Consider the following 24,647-nt stretch of genomic DNA (forward strand, 5'->3'; position numbering starts at 1 on the left):
GGTAAGGAGATTGCTTGGAAATCCAAAGGAAAAGGCCCTCAAAAAGCTCAGAAAAGACCTCCGCTCCGGTCTTTATTCTTATCTGATTCTCTCCATTCTTGAAAGGGAAGAAGAGCTCCATGGTTACGCGATAAGGAAAAAGCTAAGCGAGCTGAGCGGTGGAAAGTTAGTTCCAAGCGAGGGAGCCCTTTACGACATCCTCAAGAGCCTGAAGAAGTACAAGCTCGTCGAGGACCTCTGGGTGGAAGTCAATGGCAGGCCGAGGAAGTACTACCGCCTCACAGAGCTCGGGTGGGAGGTTTTGAATGGGCTGAGGGAGGAGGTTGAGACTATAATCAAAACCCTTGAAAGGTGGGGTGATGAGATTGGACGCCTTTGAAATGTTCATCTCAATTACGTTTCTCTTAGCAGGTCTCCTGACCTTTGCCGTCAGGAATAAACAGAACCCCTTCATTGGTGTTAGGGTAGGTTACACATACGTCTCAAAAGAAGCATGGAGGAAGGCCAACACAGTTGGAGGGCTGTTTTTTGTGTTTTTCTCCCTTCTTTTGGCCGGTCTCTCCATTATAGATACCTCCGAGGTTACCTTCATGCTCGTCATGGTTGCAGGGCTCATTGGAGGTTTAATCCTCTCAATAATCGTTGCCAAGAATACATATGAGATGGAGGAACTGTCCCTAGAAGCCCCTGAAAAACCCGCCGGGAGAAGAATACTGGTAAATATTAAACCTTACCTCTTCCTCCAGCTGGCCTTCATGAGTGTGTATCTCCTCATCGTTGCCCTGAACTGGGATAAACTCCCCGAAATTATTGCAGTTCATTTTAATGCCTTCAGAACTCCAAACGGCTTCATGTCACGGACGTGGGGAGCCCTGGGAATGCCCATATTAACATGGGGACTCTTTTTCCTTCTGACAATTCTCGGAAGAAACCCGGGCTTTTCCGCTGGAAGAAAGCGGTTCTCGCCCCTAGGATGGTTTGAGTTCAACACGTTGATGAGCTTTGGAACTGTTCTGATGTTCTCTGCAATTGTCCTATACAACGCCGGGGAACTCTCTTCGCGAGCAGTGTCCTACTCGGTTTGGCTTTTCTTGGCCCTTGCCTTCATAGGAACGTACAGACTCCTCACGGTGAGGGGGAATGAACGAGTATGAGCTCCTCAAAATCCTCTGGGCAGTCTTTCTCGGGGTCTTTCTTGCAATAGCTGGACTGCTAACGTTTAAAGCTAAGGACGAGCCGGGAATCGGTTTCAGGATAGGATACACCTACCTCTCGGAGCGCGCAGGGAGAAAAGCAAACCGCGTCTCTGGAATAGGAACGATAATAACTGGTCTCCTCCTCGTGGTTCTCTCCCCATTCCTCCCGATGAACTGGTTGATGTTCCTCCTGTTCATTTGCCTCGGAACAACGGTGGTCCTCGCTTACCTGGTGGCAAAGCGCGAGTACGAGCTGGAGGAATCCCTCAAGGAAGCGCCGGAGAAACCCGGAAGAAAGATAGAGCCTCCACGGGTTGGGAAACACATCGCCCTCCAATCGGTCTTCACAAGTCTCTCATTCGCCTTAATCCTCACAGGAGAACTCCAGGGGGATTCCGGATTTGTCCTAATCGTCCTCGCCCAGTCCTTTCTCCTCGCGCTGACGGTTCTCACCTCCCGACCCCTCGTCTTCCAGCTGGCACCGAAGTTCAGGGGAGAGATGGCGCTCGGCTTCGCAAGAGCGATGACGGTCATCTCGGCGATGATGACTCTCCAGCTGGCCGTTGTTGCTTTAAAGCCAAACGCAAGTCCGCTCGTTGGAATCCTTCTGCTCCTCGTTTCCCTCGGGGCGGTATTCTATGCGGCCTTCATAGCTTTAACTAGCACCTACGAGGAGGGCTACTATTAGCTCTCAAGCGCCTTCACGAGTTCTTTTTTGTCGGGCTTCTCGATTATTCCCATCTCGACCGCGTGCTTCAGAATGTACTCTGGAAACTCTCCTTCAAAAAACGCCCTTACTCCCTTCCCAGGAATGTAGAATGCATAGACACGCGCGTTCTCATTGCCACACTCTCCCAGAGCGACCATGAAGCCCTTCTCAACGTTTACCCTTGCTACCTCCCACGAGAAAACCTCGGCAAGGCCGAAAAAGGCCTCGAAGAGCTTTGCCCTCGCCTCTTTCAGGGCCTTGTTGACGGCCTGCCTTGAAATCCCGAGGGTCTGGGCTATCTCCACCTCGCGCATTCCTTTGGCCTTCATGAGCCAGACCCGCTCCATGCCCTCAGGCAGTTTGAACATTTGGACCACCGCTCGAAAGCCTCCCTATGGTCTTTAGGAGTTCAACTAACTTCTTATAATCAATTGAATATATGAAATAAGTGCCCTTTTCTGTTACTAAGATAATGGCTTTCTCTCGGAGGTCTGTAAGATACGAAAGGACGAGGATAAAACCCAGAAAGATGTAGAAGGGATACAAGCTAACGTTTAGCAAATAGAGTACGTAAGACACTATCACGCTGAAGCTAAGGAGAACAATCGCACCCTGTTTTCTGAGCTTCTTAGGAAAAATTAGAGTCAGAAACCCAATGATTCCCCAGTAAATCCACCCAGCCCAAACAAAAGCCCATTCTGGCTTCTCAATTAGCCCAGTAAATCCGACCAAAAGCCACAGAAGGGTAAATCCTAGTGCCTTTTTGTAGTATTTTATTGGAGGCACTTCTTCAGCCTGCTCAAGGTCAATTATTTCTACAATATCTCCTGGGGAGACTTCTATTTTGGGGAAAAACGGTGGGCACTCAAATTTGAGGACTATTCTATCCCCACGAATCTCTACTTTCCTGCCGAAGAGAAATGTTGGGAGGAAAATCATGAACATAATCCCTCCAAGTGTCACTAGCCAGCTGGCTTTTGTTAGAAGTGAGACAAAATAAAGTCCTCCAATGAGTATGACTATTGCATCTTCAATTGGGTGGCCTTGAAAACGTGCCATTGTTATCACCCCTCGTCAACCTATGTAAGTTGACAAGGTCTTAAACCTTTCGATGGGTTTAAAACCCTTCGCGAGAAGGGCCAAAGGTGGGAGCATGGAGGAGCTCTACCGCTACCTGAGAACGTTTATGGACCCAAAAAGCGAGGTCGCCCAGAACAGGTTTATCGGCTTACGTTCCTTCTTCAACTGGGCCGTTAAGGAGGGCCTGTTTCCGGAGAGGAGAAAACTCCGCGTTCTCGACCTCTGTGCGGGAACTGGAATTGCGGGAGCGTCCCTTTACGAGACGCTGAAGGAGTGGGGCTACGAAGCTTCCCTAACGGTCGTGGACAAGAGAAAGGAGGACTTGCTCCTCGTTGAAAACTGGACTAGCGGAGAAATCTACGGGGCCGTTATGGACTGCCTCGACGACCTGAGAAAGCTCGGGAAGTTTGACGTGGCGTTAATCTTCGGCCACACGATGCCCCACTTCGACCCGTTTCAAGCGGCGAAGCTCTTCAGGAACGTTGCGAGGGTTCTTGAGGGCGACGGTGTATTCCTCCTTGAAGAAACCGACCGCTTTGGGGCCTTCTTCTACAGGAAAGCTTACCGCGAGATTGTGCCGGAGGTAAGGGGCGAGGACTACATGGTAATTTCCCTCGACGAGGGCTACAACCCAGTGAGGGGGGTAATACGGCGTGGCTACTACAAGCTGCCGGACTGGGAGAAGATTGGTGAGATAGAAACGCGCTACTGGGACTTGGCGGGGTTAGCTGGGATAGGAAAAGCCCTCTTTGAAGAGGCAAGGATAATAAGGAAAAGCGAGCACGGAGTCGTGAACGTTGGGGACATAATTTACCTTCGTGGGCCTTATAGAACATAGTACTGGGGCCTTCTGTCCTTGAATACGTCGTTGCGTTCGTTTATCCTCTTGTCCCTCGCCAGCGAGAGGTTAACCTCGACGACGGCAACTTCTTCACTATCCTCACTACCCATGGCCAGAACCTCCGCTAGGGGGGAGGCTATCGTGCTCTTCCCTATGAACCTTAAACCCCTCTCTTCCCCGATTCTGTTTGCCGTTATCGTATAAACGCGGTTTTCCAGAGCTCTAATCGGCATTGCTTTGGGAGCGTAAGGCATAACAAGGTTGCTTGGGTGGGCTATTATATCCGCTCCCTTCAACGTCAGCGTCCTCGCGCTCTCCGGGAAGAACCAGTCGAAGCATATCATGACCCCTACTTTTGCTATGCCAATGTTGAAGACGTGGAAGCCGAGGTTTCCGGGCTTGAAGAAGAGCTTTTCCCTGTTGAAGAGGTGGATTTTGCGATACTTCCCGATATAGCCCCAGCCGAGCGGGCCCACTATAACGGCCGAATTGTAGAGGTTCCCCCTCTCGTCCTTTTCCGCAGTTCCTCCAACTATAAAAACCTCCTCTTCCCTCGCGAGCTCCACGAGGAACTCCGTCGTTGGGCCGTCTGGAATCTGACCAGCGACGCTTTCGACCTCGTTCTTGCTCTCGAAGTTGTAGCCCGTGTCAAAGAGCTCGGGAAGAACGACCAGCTGGGCTCCCTTTTCCCTCGCTTTCCTCACGAGTCTCTCGGCCTTCGAGTAGTTCTTTTCCGGGTCGAGGAACGTAGGTTCCATCTGGACGTAGGCCACTTTCATGAGCATCACCCCTTAGAATACTCCTTTGAGATAGATAAGCTTAGCGGAGGCTGAATCACGATTCTCATTGATGTTTTAGCCAGAGAAAAGGATTTTTACAGGATAAAGTTTCCATGAGATACGAACAACAACGCATGAATAAAACTAGAGGATTAAACGTCCTTAAATTTAGTAAAAAGGGTGCCAAAGGCTGAAAAGTTTAACCAATCAAAACCCCTTGTAAAGTTTTCTGAACAAAAATCAGCGGATTTTGGGAAGTTTCAAACCCTGAGAAAAGCTTAAAAAGGGACTTCTTGAGCTAAGGCTGAAGGAACTCCGGGGTGATGCTCATGAAGCGCAGACCAAGGAAGTGGAAGAAGAAGGGTAGGATGAGGTGGAAGTGGATTAAGAAGAGGATTAGGCGCCTCAAGAGACAGCGCAGGAAGGAGCGCGGGCTTATCTGATGCCCGGTGGTTCTATGTCTCCTTTTTCCGATTTCGAGCGTCTATCTCTTTTGATTGACACGTCCCTAGGAAAAACGCTTCTTATTGCGGACCCCCATATAGGGTTTGAGCTCTCGCGTGGTCTTAGGATTAGAACCCGCTTCGAGGAAAGGCTTGCGGAGTTCGTCCTTGAAGGCAAAGTGGATTCCCTAGTAATTCTGGGGGACCTGAAGGAACCGCTCGGCCTGAGTTTTCGCCTGAAGGAGATGCTACTTCGCTTTTTCTCGGCACTGAGGGATGTTAGGGTTTTCATCGCAAAGGGCAATCACGACGGAAGGATTGAGGAAGTTGCAGAGCATTTTTCGAACGTCGAAGTGCGGGAGTATTTTCTAATAGACGGCCAGCTCTTTCTCCACGGGCATACGAAGTTGCCGGGGGTGGAGTTTGATGAGGCCTTTCTCGGCCACGCTCATCCGGCCTACACGCTGAAATCCGGCGGGGTTGCCAGAAAGGTCAAGGTCTTCGTTAGAACTGGAAAGTTCCTTGTCTTGCCGACGGTAAACCCTTACATAGAGGGCTTCGACGTCAGGGAAGGGCTGAAGCTCGTCCCGTTTCTGAAAAACACGGAAAAAGCTGAGCTGTTCCTTCCCGAGGGAATTTATCTCGGCGAGCTCAAACTTTAAGAAAACCCTTATTAAGACCCATGCATAAAGTATTTCATAGGTGAGAACCTGAGTGGTGAGAGAGATGAGCGACGTTTATGAGAGACTGGAAGCGCTCCTTCGCTCATTGGGAGTCAAGAAGAACGAGCTAAGAATCTATCGCTTGCTCCTTGAGAAGAAGAGGCCAATGAGGATTACCGAGATAGTCAGGGAGCTCGGCATAAGCGAGCGCTCCGTTAGAGAGCACGTTCTCAGCCTCTACAAAAGGGGAATGCTGAAGAGGGAGCTAATCCAGCAGGGTTGGCTTGGTTACACCTATACGGCAGTTTCCCCCGCGGAACTCCTTGAGAACCTTAAAAGGTATCTCCTTGAAAGGATAGATGAAATAGAAAGAGAGCTTAAGAGGGAGTAACTATCTTCACATCCTCAAGAAGCTTTACCAGCCTCTCTAGTTTTTCTACTGCGACATTGCCGTATTCCTCGGAAAGAGTTCTAAAGGCTCTCTCCTTTGGAAGAACCTCTGATAGCATTAACAGTTCGTGGAGCTGGGAGTAAACCCTTCTGTCCTCGGTGAGTTCTCTGAACTCCTCCCAGTTTCCGTTCCTCGCTCTAATCAACCTCTCGTTCAGAACTCCTTTGACATTCCAGTGGAGCCAGGGTTTGTCCTCAAAACCGTGACCGAGATTCAACCCAAGGAATTCCGAATCCCTCGCGAGGCCCCTCATTACGAGCCTCTCGCTCTCCTCAGTATCTCTGACCATCGAGAGCTCGCCGAGGACCTTCATCGCGTAGCCCCTCGCGAACCTTCTCAGCGTTTTCCTTTCTCCTTCCGCGAGCGAGAGGGCCGTGGAAAGAACCGCGTTACCGATTATTGAAATCGTCTCTAGGCTGACCTTTTCTAATGTGTCACCGCTCGAATGGTAGAACCTGTCGGGCCAGGTTATCGGCATGGTTCCAGGAATACCAAAGAAGTTGAAGACGTCGTGGTCACTTCCCATTTCATAGGGATAGGCCTTGAACGCTATTGCAGGAATCTCGCTTCCGGAGAAGCTCTTTCCTTTCCTGTTAAAACTCCAGAGGAAGTGCTCAAGCAGGCCGGAAACTACGGAAAAGCGCGAGAGCGGAGTCCTCACGAGCATCAGCGTTGAACCACTCCTGTCTGGACTCCCTGCAACCATGTCGAGGTTTATGTTTGCGTAATACTCCTCCGGTTTCGCCCTCTCGAAGAAGGCCTGCGTCCCATGGTACTCGGGAACCCAAAGGAAAGCGAAACCGAAGCGGAATGCGCCCCTGTAAGCCTCGCTGAGCTTTCTCGCCAGCTCGATTAGCATCGCACTCCCGCTCGCGTTGTCGTTGGCCCCTGGCTTTGGATGGCAGATGTGAGCGGAGAAAACTACGTAAGGCGGTTCGCCCACCTTTGCGTAGAGCATTGGGAGGTCTTCTCTGGAGGGTGTTTCAACGTGAACGGACAGGCTAACCTCAAGACCACCTCTGAGGGATTTGGAAACCATTTCCTTTGCGACGCTCTCGGGAACTGCCAAGGCTGGAATCCTCGCCCATTCAAGGTCCTCTTTTGTAAGGAAGAGGCCTATGTATGGATAGAACTCCCCAGTTCCCTCGCGATAGGCTATGAAGGCCTTTGCCCCAGCCTCGTTGGCCTTTCTGTAGGAGTTTCTCCAGTCTTTGTTGGTAATAACGACCTTTCCTTCCGCCTCATTCCAGTCTTCCTCGCGGAAAATCGGCAGGACCTCGGCCCTGACCTCTCCCCCCGGCGAGTGGGCCATTATCAGGAGCGGGCTCTCGTCGGTTGTGAGCGCCTTTCCATTGTAGGAGAGCTCACCGCGAATTGGGTTCCACGCTATGGGAGAAGCTAGGGTTCCATGCCAGGTTTTTCCATCGTAGGAGTCCATTAGAAGTTCGTTCTCAACGCCAAAGGAGTCGAGCTTTTCTTTGATAAACTTAACGCTCTCAACGAGTTCGCGCGAGCCCTGAATCCGATGGAACTCGGCTATCTCAGAAATATTCTTCAGAACAAGCTCCGGGCTGAGCAGGACGTCTGGTAACTTCATGAAGGCCACCGTATTAACGTGGAGAAAGAAGTATAAAAGGTTGCCTACTCACCAAGGCGGAGCATCTTCGGGAGTTCCAAATGCTTGAGGGAGTCGAGCAGTTCAGGAGGCATCGTGAGCTTTGTGCTCTGGAGGAACTCCACGTAGTCGCGCTCGATTTTGGAAGGTGTTTCCTCAGGCAGTTTGGCCTCAACCCTATGAGGGGAAATCTTTCTTACCCTTGGCTCTTCCTCCTTTTCAACCCTTGCAACGAGGCCCTCGTAGAGCTTCTCCTCCTTTTCCCTCTTTCCGAGCTCTTTTCCCTTCCGGTATGCATCCTTAACCAGCTCGTAGATTCCCAGCTCCTCGGCCCGTTGGTAGAGCTCCTCCCTCTTCTGCCTGACCCACTCCGCCCACTCGCTGTGACCCCTGAAGCCGACGAAGTAGCCGAACTGGTAGGCCTCCTTGAGGAGGGCCTTTCTCTCGTCCGTCATAGCGGAGCCTCCGGGTAGACCCTTATCCCGTCGGTTGTGAAGCGGAGCCTCTTAAGGTTGCTGTCGTGGGGAACGCCACGCATCTTGAGTATCTGGAGCGCCCTCACCATTTGGTAGTTGCGCATGAAGTGGTGGAGCACTATGACGCCGTCAGCTAGGTAATACTCGTCGGTGTACTTTTCGGAGCTCAGCATCTCCGCGAGGAGAAGTGTCGTGACCTCAAGGGAGCGGAGCAGTCTGACGAACCTCCCCAGGGCCTTTTTCTTTCCGGCCGGGTCACTGACGAAGGACTCGAAGAGGCTGAAGGAGTCAATCACAACCCTCTTGGCCTTTTCGCGCTTGATAATCTCGATGAGAAGCTTGAATAACTCCTCCCACGTTAGCTCGCGGTTGGCACTCAAGAGAATCTCGCCGAGGTCGTAGAAGGCTATCTTCTTTGACTGAAAGTGCTCTAGGATTCCGAAGTTGTAGCGGAGCATATCACGTAAGATAACGTCCTGTGTTTCAAAGAGCGAAATGAGAAGGCCCTTCTCGTCGTTGTTGGCGCCTTCAACAAGAAACTGAATTCCCAGGGTGGTCTTTCCGCTCCCCGGGGGGCCTGTAACGAGGTAAACCCTTCCCGGCAGAAAGCCACCGCCGATAAGGTTATCGAGCCCCGGAACGCCGGTGGGCAGTCTGTCGAGTCCCTTGAGTAGCTCGCCTACGTACATTTTCCGCGCACCCCCGAGAAGTTAGAGAAAGCCCAGTATTAAATGTTACCCCTGGGAGAAGATTCAACCCCACGTGACGTGCCTGTTAACTGCGAAGCGCACTATGAAGGAAGCCCCAATGCCGATTAGGTTGGCTATGAGGTAGTGGAGGCCAAGCCACACGAGGGGAACGTATATCGCCCACTGGACTAGGGCACCTGTTAACGCGGCGATGTGGAAGCTAACGAGCCTCTTCCACAATGGCTTCCTCTTGAGGTCCTTAAACGTCCAGAGGTCGTTCCAGAGGAAGTTGTTGAGTATCGCGAGTTCCGTCGCCGGTATGTTGGCAATGTACTTATCAATGCCCAGATGAACGAACAGCCATAGAAAACCCTCGTTAACGATAATCCCGGAAAAGCCGACGATGGAGAACTTTATCAGCCTGTCTAGTTCCCCTTCCCAGCGCATGAGCCTGTAGAGGTGCCTAAGGTAGTTAAGCATCGTCTTTCCGCTCAGCTTGCTCTCGCCGGCTTTCCTCAGGCCGAAGACGAATGGAACTTCCACGACCCTCTTGTAGTTGCCCTTTATGAGAATTTCCATGAGGATTTTGAAGCCAACGGGATTGAGCTCAACGTTTTCCACAACATCCCGCCGGAGGGCAAAGAACCCGCTCACCGGGTCCTTCACCTTCCTTATCTTTGGAAGGGCCAAACGACCGAGCATTATAGCACCCTTTGAGATGAGCTTTCTGTACCAGTACCAGTTCTTAACGCCTCCCCCCGGAACGTAGCGACTCGCTATCGCTATGTCGGCCCCCTCTTCGATTGCCCTGAGGAGCTGGGGGATTACCTCGGGGGGATGCTGTAGGTCCGCATCCATAACTACGAAAACGTCGCCCTCCGCTTTCTTAAACCCTCTGATTACAGCAGAGGAGAGGCCCTTCTCGTCGGTTCTTCGGATTACCCTGACGGGATACTTATTCGACAGCTCTTCGGCTAGCTTCCACGTTTCATCGGGGGAGTCGTCATCAACGACGATTATCTCATAATCGTAATCCCTGAGGGCCTTCGAAATCCTCTCGAAGAGCTCAGGAAGGTTCTCGCGCTCGTTGTAAGTCGGAACGATGACGCTAACCTTCATTCCACACACCCTGCCGTGGTAGTCCGTAAACTTTATAAGCCCTGCGAAGTCCTTATGAGCGGGCATGGGGCCGTGGGGTAGCTTGGTCTATCCTTCCGGCTTCGGGAGCCGGAGACCCGAGTTCAAATCTCGGCGGCCCCACCAGAGAACTTTTCTCCCGCTTCAGTCCTCAAAAAGTCTCTCGTGCTCCCGCTTTATGCAACGGTGGGCGACGGCTATTAGACCGGCCTCTCTGGCTCGCTTAAAGGCCTCCCTGTCGTAAGTTCCGAACTGGAACCACACAACCTTTGCTCCCTTCTTTATCGCCTGCTCGACGTAGTCCCGCGTGAATTCCGGTCTCACGAAGAGGTCAACTATCTCAACTTCGTCTGGAATGTCCAACACGCTCGGATAGCACTTCCTCCCAAGGACTTCTGAATAGCGCGGGTTAACGGGATAAACCTCGTAGCCCTTCTCGATTAGATAGCGCATAACTTCGTTTGAATCCCTCTCCGGTTTTGGTGATGCCCCAACTAGGGCAATCTTTCGGTATTTCGTCAGAATCTCCCTCACATCATTGTCGGTCAGCCTGTCAACAGGGGTTATCCTAACCATAGTATCACCATCATGAGTTTGGGAAGGAGTTTAAAGCGTTGGTGGAAACTTCTACCAATGGTCATGCTCTATGAGGAAACTCCAAGTGGATAATCGCGCTCCTCGTCCCGCCGTTGGTAGCGATGGTCACCGGCCTCTACCTGAGCGTTTCACAAGGTAGGGGAGTCGAGATAATGACCATCGCTATGGGCTCACTCTTGCGGTCGTCCTTGAGGCCATGGCAACCAGGATAAGGATTTACGATGAAAGATTCTCATAACGGTTATCTCGGCTTCATGATTCGGAAGACGGTTAAGCTCGACGAAATCGAGTGGTTCGCCGTCAGAGGGGGCTGGACGAGCTGTCCTGCAAAAGTCCACTTTACCCTTCCGGGGAAGGCCTGCGTTTACCTGAGAAGGCGAAGGAGCTGGGACGTCTCCTTTACGACCAACAGGCAGGGGGAACTCAGCGAGGTTCTTCTGTCTCTAGGCGTTCCACGAGGAGCTTAGTCCCTCCAACTTTTACAACCCTAACCGTCTCCCCCGCTTTTGCGATTCCGTTAACGCACTCAGCCCTCCACAGCTCGCCGTCGAGCTTGACGATTCCTTCGGGGGTTAAATCTTCAACTACCCTCGCTTTTCGGCCTATTAAGGCCTCGGTCCCAGTTGATGGCTTTTTCTCAAGGCCCCCGCCGAGGACGTATGATGCTATTAGAATGTCCTTGATTAACAGAACTCCCAGAATCAGCCCTGTAATTGGCGGGGGCACGCCTATTCCAGCGGCGGGTAGAACAACGAGCAGGACGACTGCCACGACTATCTCATCGGCAGTCAGTGCTATAAATTTGAGAATCCTTCCGCTCATTCCCGACCTTCCAGCCATCTCCACCCCTCGTTTACTTCAATTATTCCCCACCAGCGCCTTAGTTCCCTCCTCGCCCTTCCGTAGTCGGGGTAAAATCTCCCAACGAGGGTCCAGAACTCGCGGGAGTGGTTGAGGTGCCTCAGGTGTGCCAGTTCGTGGATTACAACATAATCTATTATGTCCCCTGGTAGCGCGACGAGACGGAGGTTAAAGCTCAGGTTTCCCCTGCTTGAACAGCTCGCCCACTTCGTCTTCTGGTTTCGGATGTAAATCCTTCCGGGCGAGACGTCGAGGAGCGTTGAGTAGAGGACAATCAACGGCGTGAGCCTCTCCCTGAGGAGCTTTTTGAGAGATTCCCTGGCTTTCTCTCTGTTGGCTGGCAGAATGAGCGTTTTTCCCTTGATTTCAGCTCTTACAACGTTTCCGTACTCCATCCTGTAGAACTCCCCAAAGAGCGGGAAGCCCCTGTTAGATTCACGCCTGACCTCTTCGAGCTCCGCCAGCCGGTTTCGCAACCAGCGTTTGTGCTTCCTCAGAAAGGCCTCGACGTCAAAACCTTCCGGTGCCGTAACGACAACCCTGCCATCGGGCTTTATTTCAAGCCTCGCGTATCTGACGGGCCTCCTTCGAACCTCGACCTTCATCGGACCACCAGATTACCACGCTGTTTGGAGCAGACTCCCGCCGTAGGCGAGCCACAGAAGGAATGTCGTGGCGAAGGGAACTGTGAACTCGTCGTAGGCCGAGCGCAGGGGAAGGCTCTCGATTAGAGTCACGATAAACGCCACTCCAAAGATTAAGTTCGAATTAGGGTTCAGCGAAAGAACTCTATGCGCTCCCCAGAGTGCGAGGGCTGAAACGAGGAACATCGTCGCGCTCCCAACGAGCGTTTTTCGTCTGTTCCAGGGAATCCTCAGCCCGCCAACGGCCTGGCCGACGATTGCGTTAAAGCAGTCGCCGAAGGTTGAAACCCAGAGCGCGGAGAGGGCGATGAGCTTTGGAAATACCGTGCATATAATCCCCATCGTTGTCCAGAAAAGAAAGCTACCCATGAAGTTGTCCCTCTCGTCTTCCCTCGCCATCGTTTTATAGCTTAAATCCGCTATCGGCACGGTGAACTTCCATCCCCTGAGCAGTTTTAGATGCTGTAGGGTGTAGAGAAAGGCCAGCGACCAGACGACGAGCAGAGTAACCCATTTCGGCGTGAACAGTATTATTGGAGCGCCGAGGATTCCAGGGGACGCGTGCCAGAGCTTTCTAACCAGCTCTCTTCTGGAGATTGACTTCATCTTTGGCATGTCTGAGACTACTGAAAAGGGACTAAAAATTTAGCGAACCATTACAACCACCATGGAGTTCACATTCGTCCCCGTCGGCCCTGTCTTGAGGAGCGCTCCAACTTTCTTGAGGGCGCGGTAGCTATCGTGGTTCTTCAATACCTCCTCAATGTCTATTCCGGCCTCTTCGAGCTTCCTCAGGGTTTCCCCATCTACTATTCCGCCAGCTACTTCAGTAGGTCCATCGGTGCCATCTGTATCGAAGGCCACAACCGTCGCGTTCAGTCCTGCTATCTTCCTCGCTATGCTGAGGGCGAACTCCTGATTTGGACCGCCTAATCCCTTTGAATCGCCAACCGTTACCGTCCACTCTCCTCCGAAGATCATGAGGGCTGGCCTTTTCAGGGGTCTGTCCTTTTTTGCGATTTCTTCCACGATAGAGCCCACTGCAAGTGCAATTTCCTTTGCTTCACCCTCAAGCGTCGTTGTCATGACCGCGGAATTAAACCCGAGTTCTCTGGCCTTCTCCGCAACGGCCTCGCAGGCTTTCTCGTTGTTGGCTATTATGAAGTTGTGAACGTTTGGAAGGCTCTTGGGAGTTTCCTCTATTAGACCTTTGAGTCCCATTTCTATGTGTTCCCGAACCGACTCGGGTAGCTTTTCCAAGATGCCTCTCCTAACCAGAACCTCGTAGGCATCTACGTATGTTGTTGGGTCCGGTGCCGTTATCCCCGAGGCTATTGAACTCACGTCGTTCCCAATAACGTCCGAGATAATCAGGCTAACCACCGTTCCCTTTACAACCTTTGCAAGTCTCCCTCCTTTAACCCGGGAGATGTGCTTTCTCACGGTGTTTATCTCCCTTATCGTTGCCCCACTCCTCAGGAGGAGTTCGTTCGTAATTTTCAAGTCGTTCAGGCTTATGTCCCCAGCGGGATACACAAAAAGGGCACTGCCTCCCCCCGAAATCAGTGTGAGGAGTATATCTTCCTTTTTCACATTTTTTGCCAGTTCCAGCCCAAGTTTCCCGGCCAAAAGGGAATTTTCGTCCGGAACGGGGTGTCCGGCCTCGATTACCCTGACCCTTTTAGGAGAGTCCTCTGTGTAGCCGTATTTCGTCACCACAAGGGACTTCCCAATCGTCTCCTCAGGAAGAACGTCGAAAAGGGCCCTGGTCATTTTGCAGGATGCCTTTCCGATGGCCAGGACGTGAACTTTTCCCTTAATCTCGAATTCGGTTTCTTCTACCCTAAGTTTTCCCTCTTTGAACATCAGAGAACGTTTAACCGCCAAGTACGGGTCGGCTGACTCCAGTGCTTTTCCAACCAGCTTAAACAGGGTGTCTTTCTCTGGCATGTAGAAGGCTAAAGAAAAAGGGCTTAAAAATCAGTCGAGCATAGCCAAAACCTTGTCGACCTCGTTCGAAACTTCGATGTCAAAGAGGTGTATCGTCGGCAAGAGCCACCAGAGGCGGTAGTTGTGGCTCTTGTCTTCCTCGCCGTAGTACTGGAAAACGAACCTTCCGAAGCCCGTCATGTCGCGGTGTATGTCCCTGACTTCTCTGATTACACGCCTGACCTTCGGCGGGTACTCCTCATAGGGGAGGGGAATGCTCTTGACGAAAACTCTGTCCTTGAAGAAGTCCGTTGTTAAGCCCACGCTTCCCACGTGCTTTTCGAGCTGGTTAAATTTCTTGGCCGTCCAGAAGCGATGGAGGATTATCCTTGGGTCCTCCTTCGCCAGGGGGAAGTTGCCCTCCTCAGTATCGAGCCAGAACTCAAGGTAGGGCTGGCCCTTCTCTATGATTATCCTTGCCAGGAGTCTGGCGTTCTTCGGTATCTCCCTCTGGGTCTCGTTGATGTGGTACTCCTTGCCGTCCTGAGTGTAGGTTTCGCCCTCTTCCCTCGTTCCGGCCCTTGAAACGAAGTACGCCTCCCTTCCGTCTATGGTTCCAAGGTGCAGGTCGTAGCCCCAGGCTTTCAAATCTTTGAACTTGAACCTCCTCTCGGCTGGAACCACTCCGGTGTTCTCAACTATGTAGTAGCCCTCAAGCATTTTCTTCACCTCAAGTAAATAAAAGAGTTGAGACTTTTAAGCTTTTTCCTCCTCAATTATGAGCTCCACAGTAACCTTGGTTTTCGGATTTTTGAGGAGCTCCACAAGCTCTCTCTTCAGGCCCTTGGCGGATTTGTTGGCCCTTATAGCTAATGTCCTTCCGTCTATGTAGTCACTCTTCCTTATCACCATCGAGACTGAACTTTCGAGTCTTAACTCCGGGCTTCCATGGGCAATTACTTCATCTTCAACGTCTCCAGCTCTAATCACTACCCTTAGTTTGGCCCCCTTTCTCAGGGCCTCCTTGAACTCCTCGCTCAGGTCTTTCAGGGCCTTATCGGCTGAAACGCAGATTATGCAGTCCCCCCTCGGGGTGAGGAAGTCCTCCGTGGTTATCTCCAGTGTTGAGCGGTGTGTTGCCCTAACGTTTTTATGTCCCCTGCAGTGTATTGTTTCCATGAGCATAGGTTCAGCTTTTCTTTGCCCTATAAAACCCTTGGGTTTTCATCTGCTCGTCTGATGGTGGGAAAACTTTTAAAAGATGCCCTTGATTTGAGATACGGCCACAGGGTCAGAGTAGAGGTGGTGGAGATGGGAAACATAAAGCAGACCTTCATCAAGAGGACCGCTCGCGAGCTCTTTGACAGGTATCCGGATAAGTTCACGAGGGACTTTGAGCACAACAAGAAGATGGTTCAGGAGCTCACCAACGTCACGAGCAAGACCATCAGAAACAGGATTGCCGGCTACATAACCAGACTCGTTAGAATGAAGGAAGAGGGCAAAATACTTTAACGGCCCTCTTTATTCTCTACTCGCTTTCTAAAAGTCGTTCAGGTCTTCCATTATCTTCCTTGGGAGCCTCGGGCCCAATTCACGTATAATCCTCTCGAATTCCCTTTCGTTCTCCTGGGCTATTCTCCTGAGGAGGTTCTCTATGTATGTTTCTACGAGCAGTCTGACTTCCTCCAGCTCCTGCTTAGTCTTCATTACCTCCTCAACCCGCCTCTCAATCTCGTTAAGGAACTGGATTAGCTCGTTTATTTTTGTCTCCACGGGCTCGGTGGACTTTATGAGTTGCCTCGCCTGGGCGTATTCAGCGGTTTGCCTCGGCTTCTTTGGCTCGTACATCTCCGTGCCAAATGTGTAAGGTGTTAGAAGGACCTCTAACCTAAAGCCACGCTTTATGGTGTAGTACTTTCTCGGCCTTCCTCGGGGTATCTTTTCTGTTCTTCCTTCGATGAGACCTGCCCTTTCGAGGATTCGAAGGTGTTCAAGGACCGCCTTTTGCCCAACTCCAAGTTCTTGACTGAGCTCGCTGACGAAGTAGGGTCTCTTGGTGAGGAGGATGAGAATCCTACGCCTGGTTTCATTCCCCAGTATGTCCAGCAACTTACCCATCTCGCTTGATTCCATGCTCTCACCCCCTTTCCCTAACTTAAAGTTAGAAAACAGCCTTTAAACGTTTTCGGTGTAAAAGCTGGGTTTAAAAACCCCATGGGTTAGATAGGGTCTGGTGGTTGTCATGTTCGAGGCTAAGCTCGTTTGCACTCACTGCGGTGCCGAATACCCTTTGGCGTCAGGCATATACAAGTGCCCCAAGTGCGGGGCCCCTCTCGATGTGACCTACCACTATGAAGACATAGCCAACCTCATAGAAGATGATGACCCATGGTTCAGGGAAAGCCCGCACGTCTGGAAGTACTGGATGTTTCTGCCGGTTTCGAACCTTAAGAGGATAGTCACCCTCAACGAAGGGGGCACGAGGCTCTACAGGCTCAAACGCCTTGAGGAAAAGCTAGATATAGGAAAGCTCTATGTCAAGTATGAGGGCGAGAATCCAACAGGGGCATTCAAGGACAGAGGTTCAAGCGTTGAAATAACGAAGGCCCTCGAATTCCACGCGAGGAGGGTTATAGTGGCCTCAACGGGAAATATGGCGGCGAGCGTTTCGGCTTACGGCGCCAAAGCCGGCCTCGAGGTGACCATAGTGGTTCCCGAGGGCACCCCGGAGGAGAAGCTGACCCAGGCGAGGATGTACGGGGCCAGAGTTGAGGTCTTCGGAAAGACCTACGACGAGGCCCTCGCCGAGGCCGAGAGGAAGGCTATGGAGGAGGACTACTACTTGACTGGCAACTACCACTACCGTGTCGAGGGACAGAAAACTACGGGCTTTGAAATACTCGACCAGCTCCGCTACAACATTCCTGACTGGATTATCGTTCCAATCGGTGCTGGAACACACCTCAGGGCCATCTGGAAGGGTGTTAAGGAGTTCTACAAGGTCGGCCTCATTGAGAACCTTCCGAGGATTGCCGGGGCCCAGATAGAGGGCTACGATGCGATAGTTAGGGCGTGGAAGACGGGTAAGCCGATTGAGAGAATAGAGAAAAAGGTTCCAACGATAGCGAGCGCCATAGCTGTGAAAAAGCCAGTTGACGGGGAGAACGTAATAAAGGCCGTTAATGAGAGTAATGGCCACCTGGATACGGTGACAAACAGGGAAACTGCCGAAGCTGGAATGCTCCTCGGCAGGGAGGGAATCTTCGTGGAACCTTCATCTGCAACAGCCTTGGCTCTCGCCAAGAAAATGCGCGAGGAAGGGGTAATAGACAAAGATGAAACAGTTGTGGTTGTCGCAACAGGACACGGCCTTAAGGACGTGAAAACGTGGGAGAAGGTTCTCTCAGGGGACTTCGTGATGTAAACGGCACCTCGCCTCGTAGCTTTCCTTTCCCCCCATTATCACCGGCGAATCCTTCGGCGCTGGTTTTCCGTCTATGAGCCTCTGACTCCTCGTCGCCGGTCTCTCTCGTAGACCGTGCAGACGGCCGTAAGGTAAACGATGTTGTCCGCCCTGACGAGCAGTTCCCTCGTAACAGGAAACGGCTCGGCCTTGAAATCGAGGTTGAGACCGCTCGCTATGACGTAAACTCCCCCGTCGGCGAGCTCGTTTAACGCCCCAACGATTTCCATCGGAAAGAACTGGACCTCGTCAACCCCGATTACCTCAAAGCCCTCTCTGGTTTGTCAATTCGACTATCTTTTGAACACCATTCTCGCCCCTTGGAACCAGTAGGCTTTGTACCTTAGACCGTTGTGGACAACGACGTCGCTCGTTGAATAGCGGTTGTCTATGCTTGGCTTGAAGAGCTCGACTTTTCTCTTTGCATAGGCCTGTCTCTTGATTCGCTTTATCAGCTCGCTCGTTTTTCCTGCGAACATCGAGCCCGTAATGACCTCGGGAAGGCCTCCTGGATGCGTGGGACCACCACTTGACCTTGGGCTTGTGCGTTAAATCACCTTCAGAGAAAAGTTTGAAGAGAAGACAAAAAGAAATCCCAAAAACGGGCACTCCATCAGACAGGCGTAACGTGGCCCCACTTCTCGAGGGCCCTTGCAAGCTCCTTGTGGGTCTTCGCGTATTCGTCAAGAGGTATTCCCTGCATTATGGCATCTATCGCCTGCCTGACGGCTCTGGCTCCTGCCTTGGGTCCATCGGGGTGGCCCATCGTTCCACCGCCGAGCTGGAGCACTATGTCCTTGCCGAGGGCCTCTATGACGGGCTCGATATTGCCGGGGTGAAGACCACCGGAGCTCGTCGGGAAGACGGGCTTCATGTGGTAGAACTTCTGCTCGAGGTGGAAGACGTCGTTTTCATCGGGGACATAGTGGCTCTCGGTGATTATCCTCTTGTACTGGATTACCTCCCACTTGGTTCCCTCAAGCTTTCCGGCACCGGCGGTTCCAACGTGGAGCTGGTCAACACCGATTACTCTGGCGAGCTTCGCTATGACGAACATCGAGATGCCGTGGTAGGGGTTCCTGTCGAAGGCAGCATGCATCGCCCTGTGGGCGTGCAAAGCTATACCGTAGTCCTCTGCAAGCTCGCGGATGTAATCGAGAACGCCCCAGCCGAGGACGACGATGTCAATCATCGCATGGGGAACTCCGTAGTCTGCTAGGATTTCAAGCCTCCTCTCCATTTCCAGAACTGGGGCGGTTATGTTTGCAAACCAAGTCTTCTTTTCTCCTGTCTCGTTTTCTGCCTTCTCCATAGCCTTTGTAACGACTTTGACGCGCTCCTCAAAGCGGTTGTACCACGGGCTCGTGAGGTTCTCGTCGTCCTTCAGATAATCGGCCCCACCGGTGTAGAGGTCCAGGGCCAACCTGTAAAGCTCCTCCGGTGAGTAGCCGACCTTTGGCTTCGGAACGACACCATAGAGGGGCCTGTCGTATATTTCAAGTTTCTTCCTTACACCCTCGATACCGAAGGCCGGTCCGGGATAGTCCCTGAGGAACTTCTCGGGGAGGTATACATCCTCGAGGCGGAGCCACTTAACACGTTTCATTCCGAAGATGTTTCCAGCAACGCTGGCCAAAAAGCCGGGCATGTTGAAGTCTTCGAAGATGTGGAGAGGGTATGCGATTTTCACAACCCAACTCCCATCGCCCATATCAACGAAGTCGTAGGCCTTGGCTGACATATCAGCCCATCTTTCCTTCTCATACCACTCATAAAGCGTTGTCCAAGTTCCTGTTGAGCTCTCAGCGGCAACGGCTCCAGCGGCTTGCTCTATAGTGTAGCCCTCCGCAGGTGTAACGCGGAAAACGGCTATCACATCCCTCTTTCTGTTCGGCTCGTAGTCCTTGTCCACGTAGTAGTCGTATATCTTGTCGAACTTCTCCACCATCTGCAACACCTCCTCGGTAAACACTCTATTGCATCCATGCCTATAAAAACCCTACTGGCAAATTCTGTAGTCTGATGGACTTATATTTGCATAAGTGAAGGCTTTTTTGGAGGATTTTTGTCCCATTGCTGGTCATTCAGAGCTTTCCTCTTTCCCTTTTTAATCTTCCACCAAGGGTTGCCGTTTCCGTGTAAACTAGTGATTAACCCAAGGGAGTTAAAGTTCTCGACGATTAACTGAAATTGCGCTGATAGACCCATTCAGAGGGCTCCTTTTCCGAAAAGTTTATATATGCCTTCCCTCCTAGAATAGAACGCAGAAACCTGCAAAAAAGAAATAGGAGGTGTTGTGAATGGCCGAGCTTCCAATTGCCCCGGTTGACAGGCTTATTAGAAAGGCCGGCGCCGCCCGTGTCAGCGAGGAGGCCGCCAAGGTTCTCGCCGAGCACCTCGAGGAGAAGGCCCTTGAGATTGCCAAGAAGGCCGTCGCCCTCGCCCAGCACGCCGGCAGGAAGACCGTCAAGGCCGAGGACATCAAGCTTGCCATCAAGAGCTGATGGCTTTCTTTCCTTTACCACAGTTTTATCCGTTTAACCTCTGGCTCTTCTCCGGGCTTTAGAAGGACAAAGCCCGGCTCGTCCCACCTTGGGAACGTTGGAGAACCCGGATTGAGGAGATAGACCCTTCTCCCGTACGAACTGAAGGAGTCGAAGTAGAAGCGGTGGGTGTGACCAAAGATTAGCAAATCAACATCCATATCGAGGGCCTTGAGAGTTAAAAACTGGGCGTTGAGCGAAAGAAGTTGGTGACCGTGTATGACGCCTATTCTAAGTTCTTGCACTTCTATGGTCTCCTCCTCTGGGAGGTTGAGGTAATCAACGTTCCCCCTAACTGCAAGGGTCGGCGCTATCCCTTCCAGTGTTTCGAGCACTTCTGGGGAGGTTATGTCTCCGGCGTGGAGAATGAGTTCTGGCCTTGTTTCCCTAAGTTTTTCCAAAAGAGGAAGTGGAAGGGCCTTTGCCTTGTCCCCCACGTGGGTGTCACTCAGTACCGCTATCATATTCACATCGGAACGTTTATTCCGAGTTTTTCAACGAGTTCCTTATACCTGTTCCTCACCGTGACCTCGGTAACGTGGGCTACCTCTGCCACCTCGCGTTGCGTTTTCTTCTCCCCTTCGAGGAGGGACGCTATGTAGAGAGCAGCGGCGGCCAGGCCCGTTGGTCCTTTCCCGCTGGTTATACCGCGCTTTATGGCCTCGCGAAGGATTTCCTTTGCGCGCTCCTTCGTCCTTGAGCTCACCCCAAGGGCGTCCCCAAAGCGGTCAACGTATTCAATTGGACTCGTGGGGCGGAGGTTCAGGTTGAGGCCCCTCGCAAGAAAACGATAACTCCTCCCTATCTCCTTCTTGGTCACCTTAGAAACAGCCGCAATCTCGTCGAGGGTCCTCGGTATTCCCTCCATACGGCAGGCCGCGTATAGAGCAGCGGAAACCATCCCCTCTATTGACCTTCCGCGGATGAGCTTCTTCATAACGGCTTTTCTGTAGAGGGAAGCGGCGACCTCCTTTACCCTTCTCGGAAGGCGCATCTGAGCCGCCATCCTGTCGAGTTCGCTCAGGGCAAATGCAAGGTTTCTCTCAGCGGCGTCGTTTATGCGCATCCTCCTCTGCCACATGCGGAGCCTTCTCATCTTCGAGCGGTACATGCCGGTTATCTGGTTGCCGTGTATGTCCTTATCGCGCCAGTCTATGTCCGTTGAGAGGCCCTTGTCGTGTATCATGAGCGTCATCGGCGCACCGGTTCTGGCACGTTTTGCCCTCTGGTCCGGGTCGAAGGCCCTCCACTCCGGCCCCTCATCGACTACGTTCTCTTCAATTACATAACCGCAAACCTTACAGACTATCTCACCCCTCCTGGGGTCGTATATAAACTCCGTTGACCCGCACACGGGACAAACCCTTTTCGGAGTAATCGCTCTCACCCCCTTCTTCTGGGGGCGGGGCGAGAACGCTTGACCTTTCTAGAACCCCTGTCTTCTTTACCTTTGAACCTCTTACCGCGTTTATTTTCTCTTTTTCTTTTGTCGATATAGAGAAAAGCCCCAACGTACTTCTCGGGATTCTTAACCCTTGGTTTGACGGCGACATAGGGATAATCAACGGGACCGAAAACATCCTTCACAATACCAACGGGCTTCAAATCCTTGTCAACAACGGGTTCGTTGAGTGATGGAACCCAGTTCGTCCTGACTATGAGGAAACCCTGCTTCGCATAGTGAGAAACCTTCCCCAAGCGCTTCATAGCCCCACCCCAAAACGACATCTCCTTTTAAACTTTTCGCTTTTTACCTTAAAAGCCTTTCGGTTTTCTGGGAAAGGTTTTTAACACCAAATCACAAACAATAAAAGATTGGGACGGGTAAAAATGAGATGCCTTGTCGTCGGTCACGTCGTCAGGGACGTAATAAAGAGGGGTTCAAAAATCGAAGAGAGACTAGGCGGTGGTGCCTACTACTCGGCCCTAGCCCTCTCCCGTTTCTGTGACGTTGAGGTTCTCACGAGCTTTTCAACCCTCCCAGAGGAGTGGATTGATGAGCTACGCTCCCTCGGAAAGTTAACGGTTCTTCCCTCGGAGGAAACGACCTCCTACGAGCTGACCTATCTCGATTCCAACAGGCGAGAGCTCAGGCTAATCTCGCGCGCCTCTTCAATAAACGAACTTCCGGCTGGAAGATACGATACTATACTGCTGAATCCCGTTGCAAACGAGATTCCAGAGGGACTTGTTAGAGATGCCGTTGAGAGGGCCAAGCTTGTCTCCGCAGACGTTCAGGGGTTCATACGCTCACCTGAACTGGGTCAGGTAAGGCTCATTAGAAGGGGCGGGTCCTTCCTAAAGGGCGTTAATGTTCTCCACGGAGATGTGAATGAGATGGGCTACCTCACCCTAAACCCCGACTCCTTTGACGTTCTTCTGCTCTCCAACGGACCCAATCCTGGAACCGCTTACCTCCGCGGAAGACCCTATCGTTTCGTCCCTGTTAAGGTGGACGTGGAGGAATCAACGGGCGCTGGGGACATCTTTCTCGGTGCCTTCACAGGTTTTTACTTGAACTGCCCATTCATCCAGTCCCTTAAGAGGGCCGTTGCCTTTACAGCGCTCTTCTTAAAGTACCGCTCGGTTGATTTTGGGATGGACGAAGTGGGCGAGCTTTCAAAGAGAGTAACCGTTGAGGCTTTAAGCGGTTGAGCTAAAAAATAAATGACCGATGATGAAACGTCAGCACGCTGAACGCTGATGAGAAGGGACTTCCCTGAGGTGAGTGGTATGGACAGATACGTCCTTCTTGTTAAAGCACCCAAGGATAAAGACATAAGTGGATTCAGGGAGGAAGTAAAGAGGCTTGCCGAAGAGCACGGCCTAAGAGCCGAGCTCCACAGGTGCATAGGCCTTACCGTGGACGGTGTTGTCCTCTACAAAGGCGGTGTCGTTCTTGTAAGGAGGAAGAGGGAACCCTTTAAGAACAGCTTTGCCCTGCCGGGTGGCTTTGTGGAGTACGGGGAAACCATTGAGGAAGCTTTGAAACGGGAGATAAAGGAAGAGACAGGTCTTGACGTCAGAATCCTAAGGATGGTAGGAGTTTACTCCGAGCCGAACAGGGATCCGAGGGGACACACGGTTTCGGTTGCCTTCCTCTGCCTTGGTGAGGGTGAACTCAAAGCTGGTGACGATGCGAAGGAAGTCCACGTCGTTCCGATTGACGAGGCCGAGAAGCTTCCGCTGGCCTTTGACCATGCAAAGATACTTAGGGACGCACTCAATTACAACAGAAGCTAATAAAGAAAAAGGGAAAGTGTTCACCGTCCAAGGTTGACCCGATGGGCAGGCAACGAAAGTTTCTGGCCGTTTCCGTAGACAAAGACGATCCAGTATTTGTAGGGCCCAGGTCTGAGCCCCCTAAGTGATGAGCCCTTTATTACAAAGTAGAAACCGTCAGTAGTTGACATCTTGAACTTTTTGACTTTTCCGTTTAAAATGTTCTTCATGTATAAGTAAGCACTTTCTGGCTTAACGAGAGTTACTGCAGTTACTTCAAATTTTGATTTCCTGACAATGCCCCTGTGTCCATGGGATACGACATACTTCTTCATCTGTGCCAGCGGTATCTCTATGGTAATATTCACGTATTTTCCTTGGGGTATTGCAACGTTGATGTCGTTCTTTGACACCTGAATTTGATGTCCATCGGGTGTCATTACAGTCAGACCGTACTCGTAAACGCTACCAGTGTAGTTGTCGATAACTTTGTCCCTGAGTCTTACTACGACTTCAAGGGCTTTTGGTAGCGGATGTCCTGAATTGACGTAATATGACAGGCTTTCAAGTGCACCCGTGATATCGAATGCCATTGGACTGTTGGGGAACGGGTGTGCCTGGGGAATTGCCCAGGTTGAAAGGTTAACTGGAGTTGTGGTGTTGGCCCAGATCTCATCTATCATAAAGTTCAGGAAGCTCTGCCCCCAAAGCTCCTCCTTCTGGTTCCCCTCAACGGCGTAAACTGCCACCGGGATTCCTCCAGGGACAGTTTCGCCATTCAGGTAATCAAAAACTCCATCGATTATCTCCCCCCTGAGCGGGTGCTTTATGCCTAGGGTTATCATTGCAGTCGGGGTATAATTGGCGGCCTTCGGAACGTAAACGAAGGCAGTACTTCCACCATATATAGTGGGCCACTCAATCTGGAAGCTGGTGTTGAAAACACCATCTATGGAGACGTTGAAGTTCTCTCCGGCACTTCTAATGGCCTGGTAAGAGAACTTCCAGTAGCCGTTGTCACCCCATCCGGTTCCCCATGAGTTGACCATAACCAGGGCACCCTGACCGTCAGGAGTAACTGCCGTGTCGGTGTATCCAACTATTGTGACGGCGTGTCCGCCCTGCCAGCTTTGGTAGTAGTTGTTAAAGTTCAGGAAGTACCATGGCCAAGATGAGTACTGTCCAATGGGTATGTAGTGCAACATCCACTCAAAGTTGGAGAGGGTGTATAGGGCGTCGAACCCGTGGTTCAGGAGCCACTTCTCGCCGTTTATTGAGTACGTTGAGAGATAGAACGTTGCGTTGTC

The 24,647-nt window shown here is 51.7% G+C and carries 32 protein-coding genes, 1 tRNA gene and 1 pseudogene; 13 read left to right on the plus strand and 21 right to left on the minus strand.

Annotation, left to right across the window (positions count from 1 at the left end; all coding sequences use genetic code 11):
• The first annotated feature begins 10 nt into the window (after positions 1 to 10).
• From F7B33_RS07975 to F7B33_RS07985, 3 genes are read left to right on the plus strand one after another with little or no spacing between them, the layout of a single operon-like run.
• Positions 11 to 379, plus strand: a complete 369-nt coding sequence (locus F7B33_RS07975; protein ID WP_297062667.1) for a PadR family transcriptional regulator — start codon at positions 11 to 13, stop codon at positions 377 to 379.
• On the plus strand, positions 366 to 1,154 hold the full coding sequence (locus F7B33_RS07980) for a DUF1648 domain-containing protein (RefSeq protein WP_297074060.1): 789 nt from the start codon (positions 366 to 368) through the stop codon (positions 1,152 to 1,154). The genes F7B33_RS07975 and F7B33_RS07980 overlap by 14 nt, the downstream gene beginning before the upstream one ends.
• Positions 1,141 to 1,884 carry an SdpI family protein gene (locus F7B33_RS07985; protein ID WP_297074061.1) on the plus strand — a complete coding sequence of 248 codons (744 nt, stop codon included), beginning with the start codon at positions 1,141 to 1,143 and terminating at the stop codon, positions 1,882 to 1,884. The genes F7B33_RS07980 and F7B33_RS07985 overlap by 14 nt, the downstream gene beginning before the upstream one ends.
• On the opposite strand, the gene F7B33_RS07990 is transcribed toward F7B33_RS07985, so the two are convergent.
• Both F7B33_RS07990 and F7B33_RS07995 read right to left on the minus strand, forming a co-directional pair.
• Positions 1,881 to 2,273 carry a sigma factor-like helix-turn-helix DNA-binding protein gene (locus F7B33_RS07990; RefSeq protein WP_297062626.1) on the minus strand — a complete coding sequence of 131 codons (393 nt, stop codon included), beginning with the start codon at positions 2,271 to 2,273 and terminating at the stop codon, positions 1,881 to 1,883. The two genes, F7B33_RS07985 and F7B33_RS07990, sit on opposite strands and share 4 nt — an antisense overlap.
• Positions 2,257 to 2,964, minus strand: a complete 708-nt coding sequence (locus tag F7B33_RS07995) for a hypothetical protein (protein WP_297074079.1) — start codon at positions 2,962 to 2,964, stop codon at positions 2,257 to 2,259. The genes F7B33_RS07990 and F7B33_RS07995 overlap by 17 nt, the downstream gene beginning before the upstream one ends.
• A gap of 94 nt (positions 2,965 to 3,058) precedes the next feature.
• Here F7B33_RS07995 and F7B33_RS08000 point away from each other — a divergent pair, with 94 nt between their 5' ends.
• Positions 3,059 to 3,823, plus strand: coding sequence for a class I SAM-dependent methyltransferase (locus F7B33_RS08000; protein ID WP_297074062.1), 765 nt, complete (start codon positions 3,059 to 3,061; stop codon positions 3,821 to 3,823).
• Here F7B33_RS08000 and F7B33_RS08005 read toward each other — a convergent pair.
• The gene (locus F7B33_RS08005; protein WP_297074081.1) at positions 3,811 to 4,605 is read right to left on the minus strand and encodes a nitrilase; all 795 of its coding nucleotides are present in this window, start codon (positions 4,603 to 4,605) and stop codon (positions 3,811 to 3,813) included. The two genes, F7B33_RS08000 and F7B33_RS08005, sit on opposite strands and share 13 nt — an antisense overlap.
• Positions 4,606 to 5,062: 457 nt before the next feature.
• Between F7B33_RS08005 and F7B33_RS08010 the strand changes: the two genes are divergently transcribed.
• A complete protein-coding gene (locus F7B33_RS08010; RefSeq protein ID WP_297062631.1) occupies positions 5,063 to 5,710 on the plus strand; it encodes a metallophosphoesterase in 648 nt (215 codons plus the stop codon).
• A gap of 64 nt (positions 5,711 to 5,774) precedes the next feature.
• Entirely contained in the window at positions 5,775 to 6,101 is a 327-nt protein-coding gene (locus F7B33_RS08015; RefSeq protein ID WP_297062633.1) for a transcriptional regulator, read from the plus strand.
• Here the strand turns inward: F7B33_RS08015 and F7B33_RS08020 are convergent.
• From F7B33_RS08020 to F7B33_RS08035, 4 genes are all read right to left on the minus strand, one after another.
• Positions 6,088 to 7,758, minus strand: a complete 1,671-nt coding sequence (locus tag F7B33_RS08020) for a DUF4910 domain-containing protein (protein ID WP_297074082.1) — start codon at positions 7,756 to 7,758, stop codon at positions 6,088 to 6,090. The genes F7B33_RS08015 and F7B33_RS08020 overlap by 14 nt on opposite strands.
• A gap of 44 nt (positions 7,759 to 7,802) precedes the next feature.
• The gene (locus tag F7B33_RS08025; protein WP_297074064.1) at positions 7,803 to 8,231 is read right to left on the minus strand and encodes a hypothetical protein; all 429 of its coding nucleotides are present in this window, start codon (positions 8,229 to 8,231) and stop codon (positions 7,803 to 7,805) included.
• Positions 8,228 to 8,941, minus strand: a complete 714-nt coding sequence (locus F7B33_RS08030) for an ATPase domain-containing protein (RefSeq protein WP_297062637.1) — start codon at positions 8,939 to 8,941, stop codon at positions 8,228 to 8,230. The genes F7B33_RS08025 and F7B33_RS08030 overlap by 4 nt, the downstream gene beginning before the upstream one ends.
• 63 nt (positions 8,942 to 9,004) lie before the next feature.
• Positions 9,005 to 10,060, minus strand: a complete 1,056-nt coding sequence (locus tag F7B33_RS08035) for a glycosyltransferase family 2 protein (protein ID WP_297062675.1) — start codon at positions 10,058 to 10,060, stop codon at positions 9,005 to 9,007.
• Between the two features lie 66 nt (positions 10,061 to 10,126).
• Between F7B33_RS08035 and F7B33_RS08040 the strand changes: the two genes are divergently transcribed.
• Positions 10,127 to 10,204 (plus strand) — tRNA-Pro (locus tag F7B33_RS08040).
• A gap of 18 nt (positions 10,205 to 10,222) precedes the next feature.
• On the opposite strand, the gene F7B33_RS08045 is transcribed toward F7B33_RS08040, so the two are convergent.
• Entirely contained in the window at positions 10,223 to 10,654 is a 432-nt protein-coding gene (locus tag F7B33_RS08045; RefSeq protein WP_297074065.1) for a CoA-binding protein, read from the minus strand.
• A gap of 242 nt (positions 10,655 to 10,896) precedes the next feature.
• Here F7B33_RS08045 and F7B33_RS08050 point away from each other — a divergent pair, with 242 nt between their 5' ends.
• Positions 10,897 to 11,142: a hypothetical protein gene (locus F7B33_RS08050; protein WP_297074067.1), complete on the plus strand. Its 246-nt coding sequence runs from the start codon at positions 10,897 to 10,899 to the stop codon at positions 11,140 to 11,142.
• On the opposite strand, the gene F7B33_RS08055 is transcribed toward F7B33_RS08050, so the two are convergent.
• The 6 genes from F7B33_RS08055 to F7B33_RS08080 are packed head-to-tail and all read right to left on the minus strand — an operon-like array spanning position 11,099 to position 15,294.
• Entirely contained in the window at positions 11,099 to 11,515 is a 417-nt protein-coding gene (locus F7B33_RS08055; protein WP_297062642.1) for an NfeD family protein, read from the minus strand. The two genes, F7B33_RS08050 and F7B33_RS08055, sit on opposite strands and share 44 nt — an antisense overlap.
• Complete coding sequence (locus F7B33_RS08060; protein ID WP_297074068.1) at positions 11,494 to 12,141, minus strand: SprT family zinc-dependent metalloprotease; 648 nt, start codon at positions 12,139 to 12,141, stop codon at positions 11,494 to 11,496. The genes F7B33_RS08055 and F7B33_RS08060 overlap by 22 nt, the downstream gene beginning before the upstream one ends.
• Positions 12,142 to 12,153: 12 nt before the next feature.
• Positions 12,154 to 12,795 carry a phosphatidate cytidylyltransferase gene (locus tag F7B33_RS08065; RefSeq protein ID WP_297074069.1) on the minus strand — a complete coding sequence of 214 codons (642 nt, stop codon included), beginning with the start codon at positions 12,793 to 12,795 and terminating at the stop codon, positions 12,154 to 12,156.
• A 30-nt stretch (positions 12,796 to 12,825) separates the two neighbouring features.
• The gene (locus F7B33_RS08070) at positions 12,826 to 14,130 is read right to left on the minus strand and encodes a glycerate kinase (protein ID WP_297074070.1); all 1,305 of its coding nucleotides are present in this window, start codon (positions 14,128 to 14,130) and stop codon (positions 12,826 to 12,828) included.
• Positions 14,131 to 14,160: 30 nt separating this feature from the next.
• Positions 14,161 to 14,829 carry a TIGR00703 family protein gene (locus tag F7B33_RS08075; protein ID WP_297062677.1) on the minus strand — a complete coding sequence of 223 codons (669 nt, stop codon included), beginning with the start codon at positions 14,827 to 14,829 and terminating at the stop codon, positions 14,161 to 14,163.
• 36 nt (positions 14,830 to 14,865) lie between these two features.
• Complete coding sequence (locus F7B33_RS08080; protein ID WP_297062651.1) at positions 14,866 to 15,294, minus strand: DUF371 domain-containing protein; 429 nt, start codon at positions 15,292 to 15,294, stop codon at positions 14,866 to 14,868.
• A 126-nt stretch (positions 15,295 to 15,420) separates the two neighbouring features.
• On the opposite strand from F7B33_RS08080, the gene F7B33_RS08085 reads away from it, so the two are divergent.
• Positions 15,421 to 15,624, plus strand: coding sequence for a 30S ribosomal protein S17e (locus tag F7B33_RS08085; RefSeq protein WP_042691737.1), 204 nt, complete (start codon positions 15,421 to 15,423; stop codon positions 15,622 to 15,624).
• A 27-nt stretch (positions 15,625 to 15,651) separates the two neighbouring features.
• Here the strand turns inward: F7B33_RS08085 and F7B33_RS08090 are convergent, their stop codons facing one another.
• Positions 15,652 to 16,245 (minus strand): ArsR family transcriptional regulator, encoded by a 594-nt coding sequence (locus tag F7B33_RS08090; protein ID WP_297062653.1) that lies wholly within the window; start codon positions 16,243 to 16,245, stop codon positions 15,652 to 15,654.
• A gap of 109 nt (positions 16,246 to 16,354) precedes the next feature.
• Here F7B33_RS08090 and thrC point away from each other — a divergent pair, with 109 nt between their 5' ends.
• Complete coding sequence (thrC, locus tag F7B33_RS08095) at positions 16,355 to 17,536, plus strand: threonine synthase (RefSeq protein ID WP_297074084.1); 1,182 nt, start codon at positions 16,355 to 16,357, stop codon at positions 17,534 to 17,536.
• Here thrC and F7B33_RS08100 read toward each other — a convergent pair.
• A pseudogene (locus F7B33_RS08100) lies at positions 17,516 to 18,054 on the minus strand (thymidine kinase). The gene thrC and the pseudogene F7B33_RS08100 overlap by 21 nt on opposite strands.
• 134 nt (positions 18,055 to 18,188) lie before the next feature.
• Positions 18,189 to 19,523, minus strand: coding sequence for a type III ribulose-bisphosphate carboxylase (rbcL, locus tag F7B33_RS08105; RefSeq protein ID WP_297074071.1), 1,335 nt, complete (start codon positions 19,521 to 19,523; stop codon positions 18,189 to 18,191).
• A 352-nt stretch (positions 19,524 to 19,875) separates the two neighbouring features.
• On the opposite strand from rbcL, the gene hpkB reads away from it, so the two are divergent.
• Positions 19,876 to 20,079 (plus strand): archaeal histone HpkB, encoded by a 204-nt coding sequence (gene hpkB, locus F7B33_RS08110; RefSeq protein ID WP_011251239.1) that lies wholly within the window; start codon positions 19,876 to 19,878, stop codon positions 20,077 to 20,079.
• A gap of 14 nt (positions 20,080 to 20,093) precedes the next feature.
• Here the strand turns inward: hpkB and F7B33_RS08115 are convergent, their stop codons facing one another.
• From F7B33_RS08115 to F7B33_RS08125, 3 genes are read right to left on the minus strand one after another with little or no spacing between them, the layout of a single operon-like run.
• Positions 20,094 to 20,582 carry a metallophosphoesterase gene (locus F7B33_RS08115; protein WP_297062663.1) on the minus strand — a complete coding sequence of 163 codons (489 nt, stop codon included), beginning with the start codon at positions 20,580 to 20,582 and terminating at the stop codon, positions 20,094 to 20,096.
• 2 nt (positions 20,583 to 20,584) lie between these two features.
• Positions 20,585 to 21,496: a transcription initiation factor IIB gene (locus F7B33_RS08120; protein WP_297062681.1), complete on the minus strand. Its 912-nt coding sequence runs from the start codon at positions 21,494 to 21,496 to the stop codon at positions 20,585 to 20,587.
• 5 nt (positions 21,497 to 21,501) lie between these two features.
• Entirely contained in the window at positions 21,502 to 21,825 is a 324-nt protein-coding gene (locus F7B33_RS08125) for a Gar1/Naf1 family protein (RefSeq protein ID WP_297062665.1), read from the minus strand.
• A 108-nt stretch (positions 21,826 to 21,933) separates the two neighbouring features.
• Here F7B33_RS08125 and F7B33_RS08130 point away from each other — a divergent pair, with 108 nt between their 5' ends.
• On the plus strand, positions 21,934 to 22,773 hold the full coding sequence (locus F7B33_RS08130; RefSeq protein WP_366927528.1) for a carbohydrate kinase: 840 nt from the start codon (positions 21,934 to 21,936) through the stop codon (positions 22,771 to 22,773).
• A 78-nt stretch (positions 22,774 to 22,851) separates the two neighbouring features.
• A complete protein-coding gene (locus tag F7B33_RS08135; RefSeq protein ID WP_297074072.1) occupies positions 22,852 to 23,361 on the plus strand; it encodes an NUDIX hydrolase in 510 nt (169 codons plus the stop codon).
• A gap of 20 nt (positions 23,362 to 23,381) precedes the next feature.
• Here the strand turns inward: F7B33_RS08135 and F7B33_RS08140 are convergent.
• The coding region (locus F7B33_RS08140) for a C1 family peptidase (RefSeq protein WP_297074074.1) at positions 23,382 to 24,647 on the minus strand (1,266 nt) is incomplete at its 5' end.

The sequence above is a fragment of the Thermococcus sp. genome (assembly GCF_015523185.1).
Lineage (GTDB): Archaea > Methanobacteriota_B > Thermococci > Thermococcales > Thermococcaceae > Thermococcus.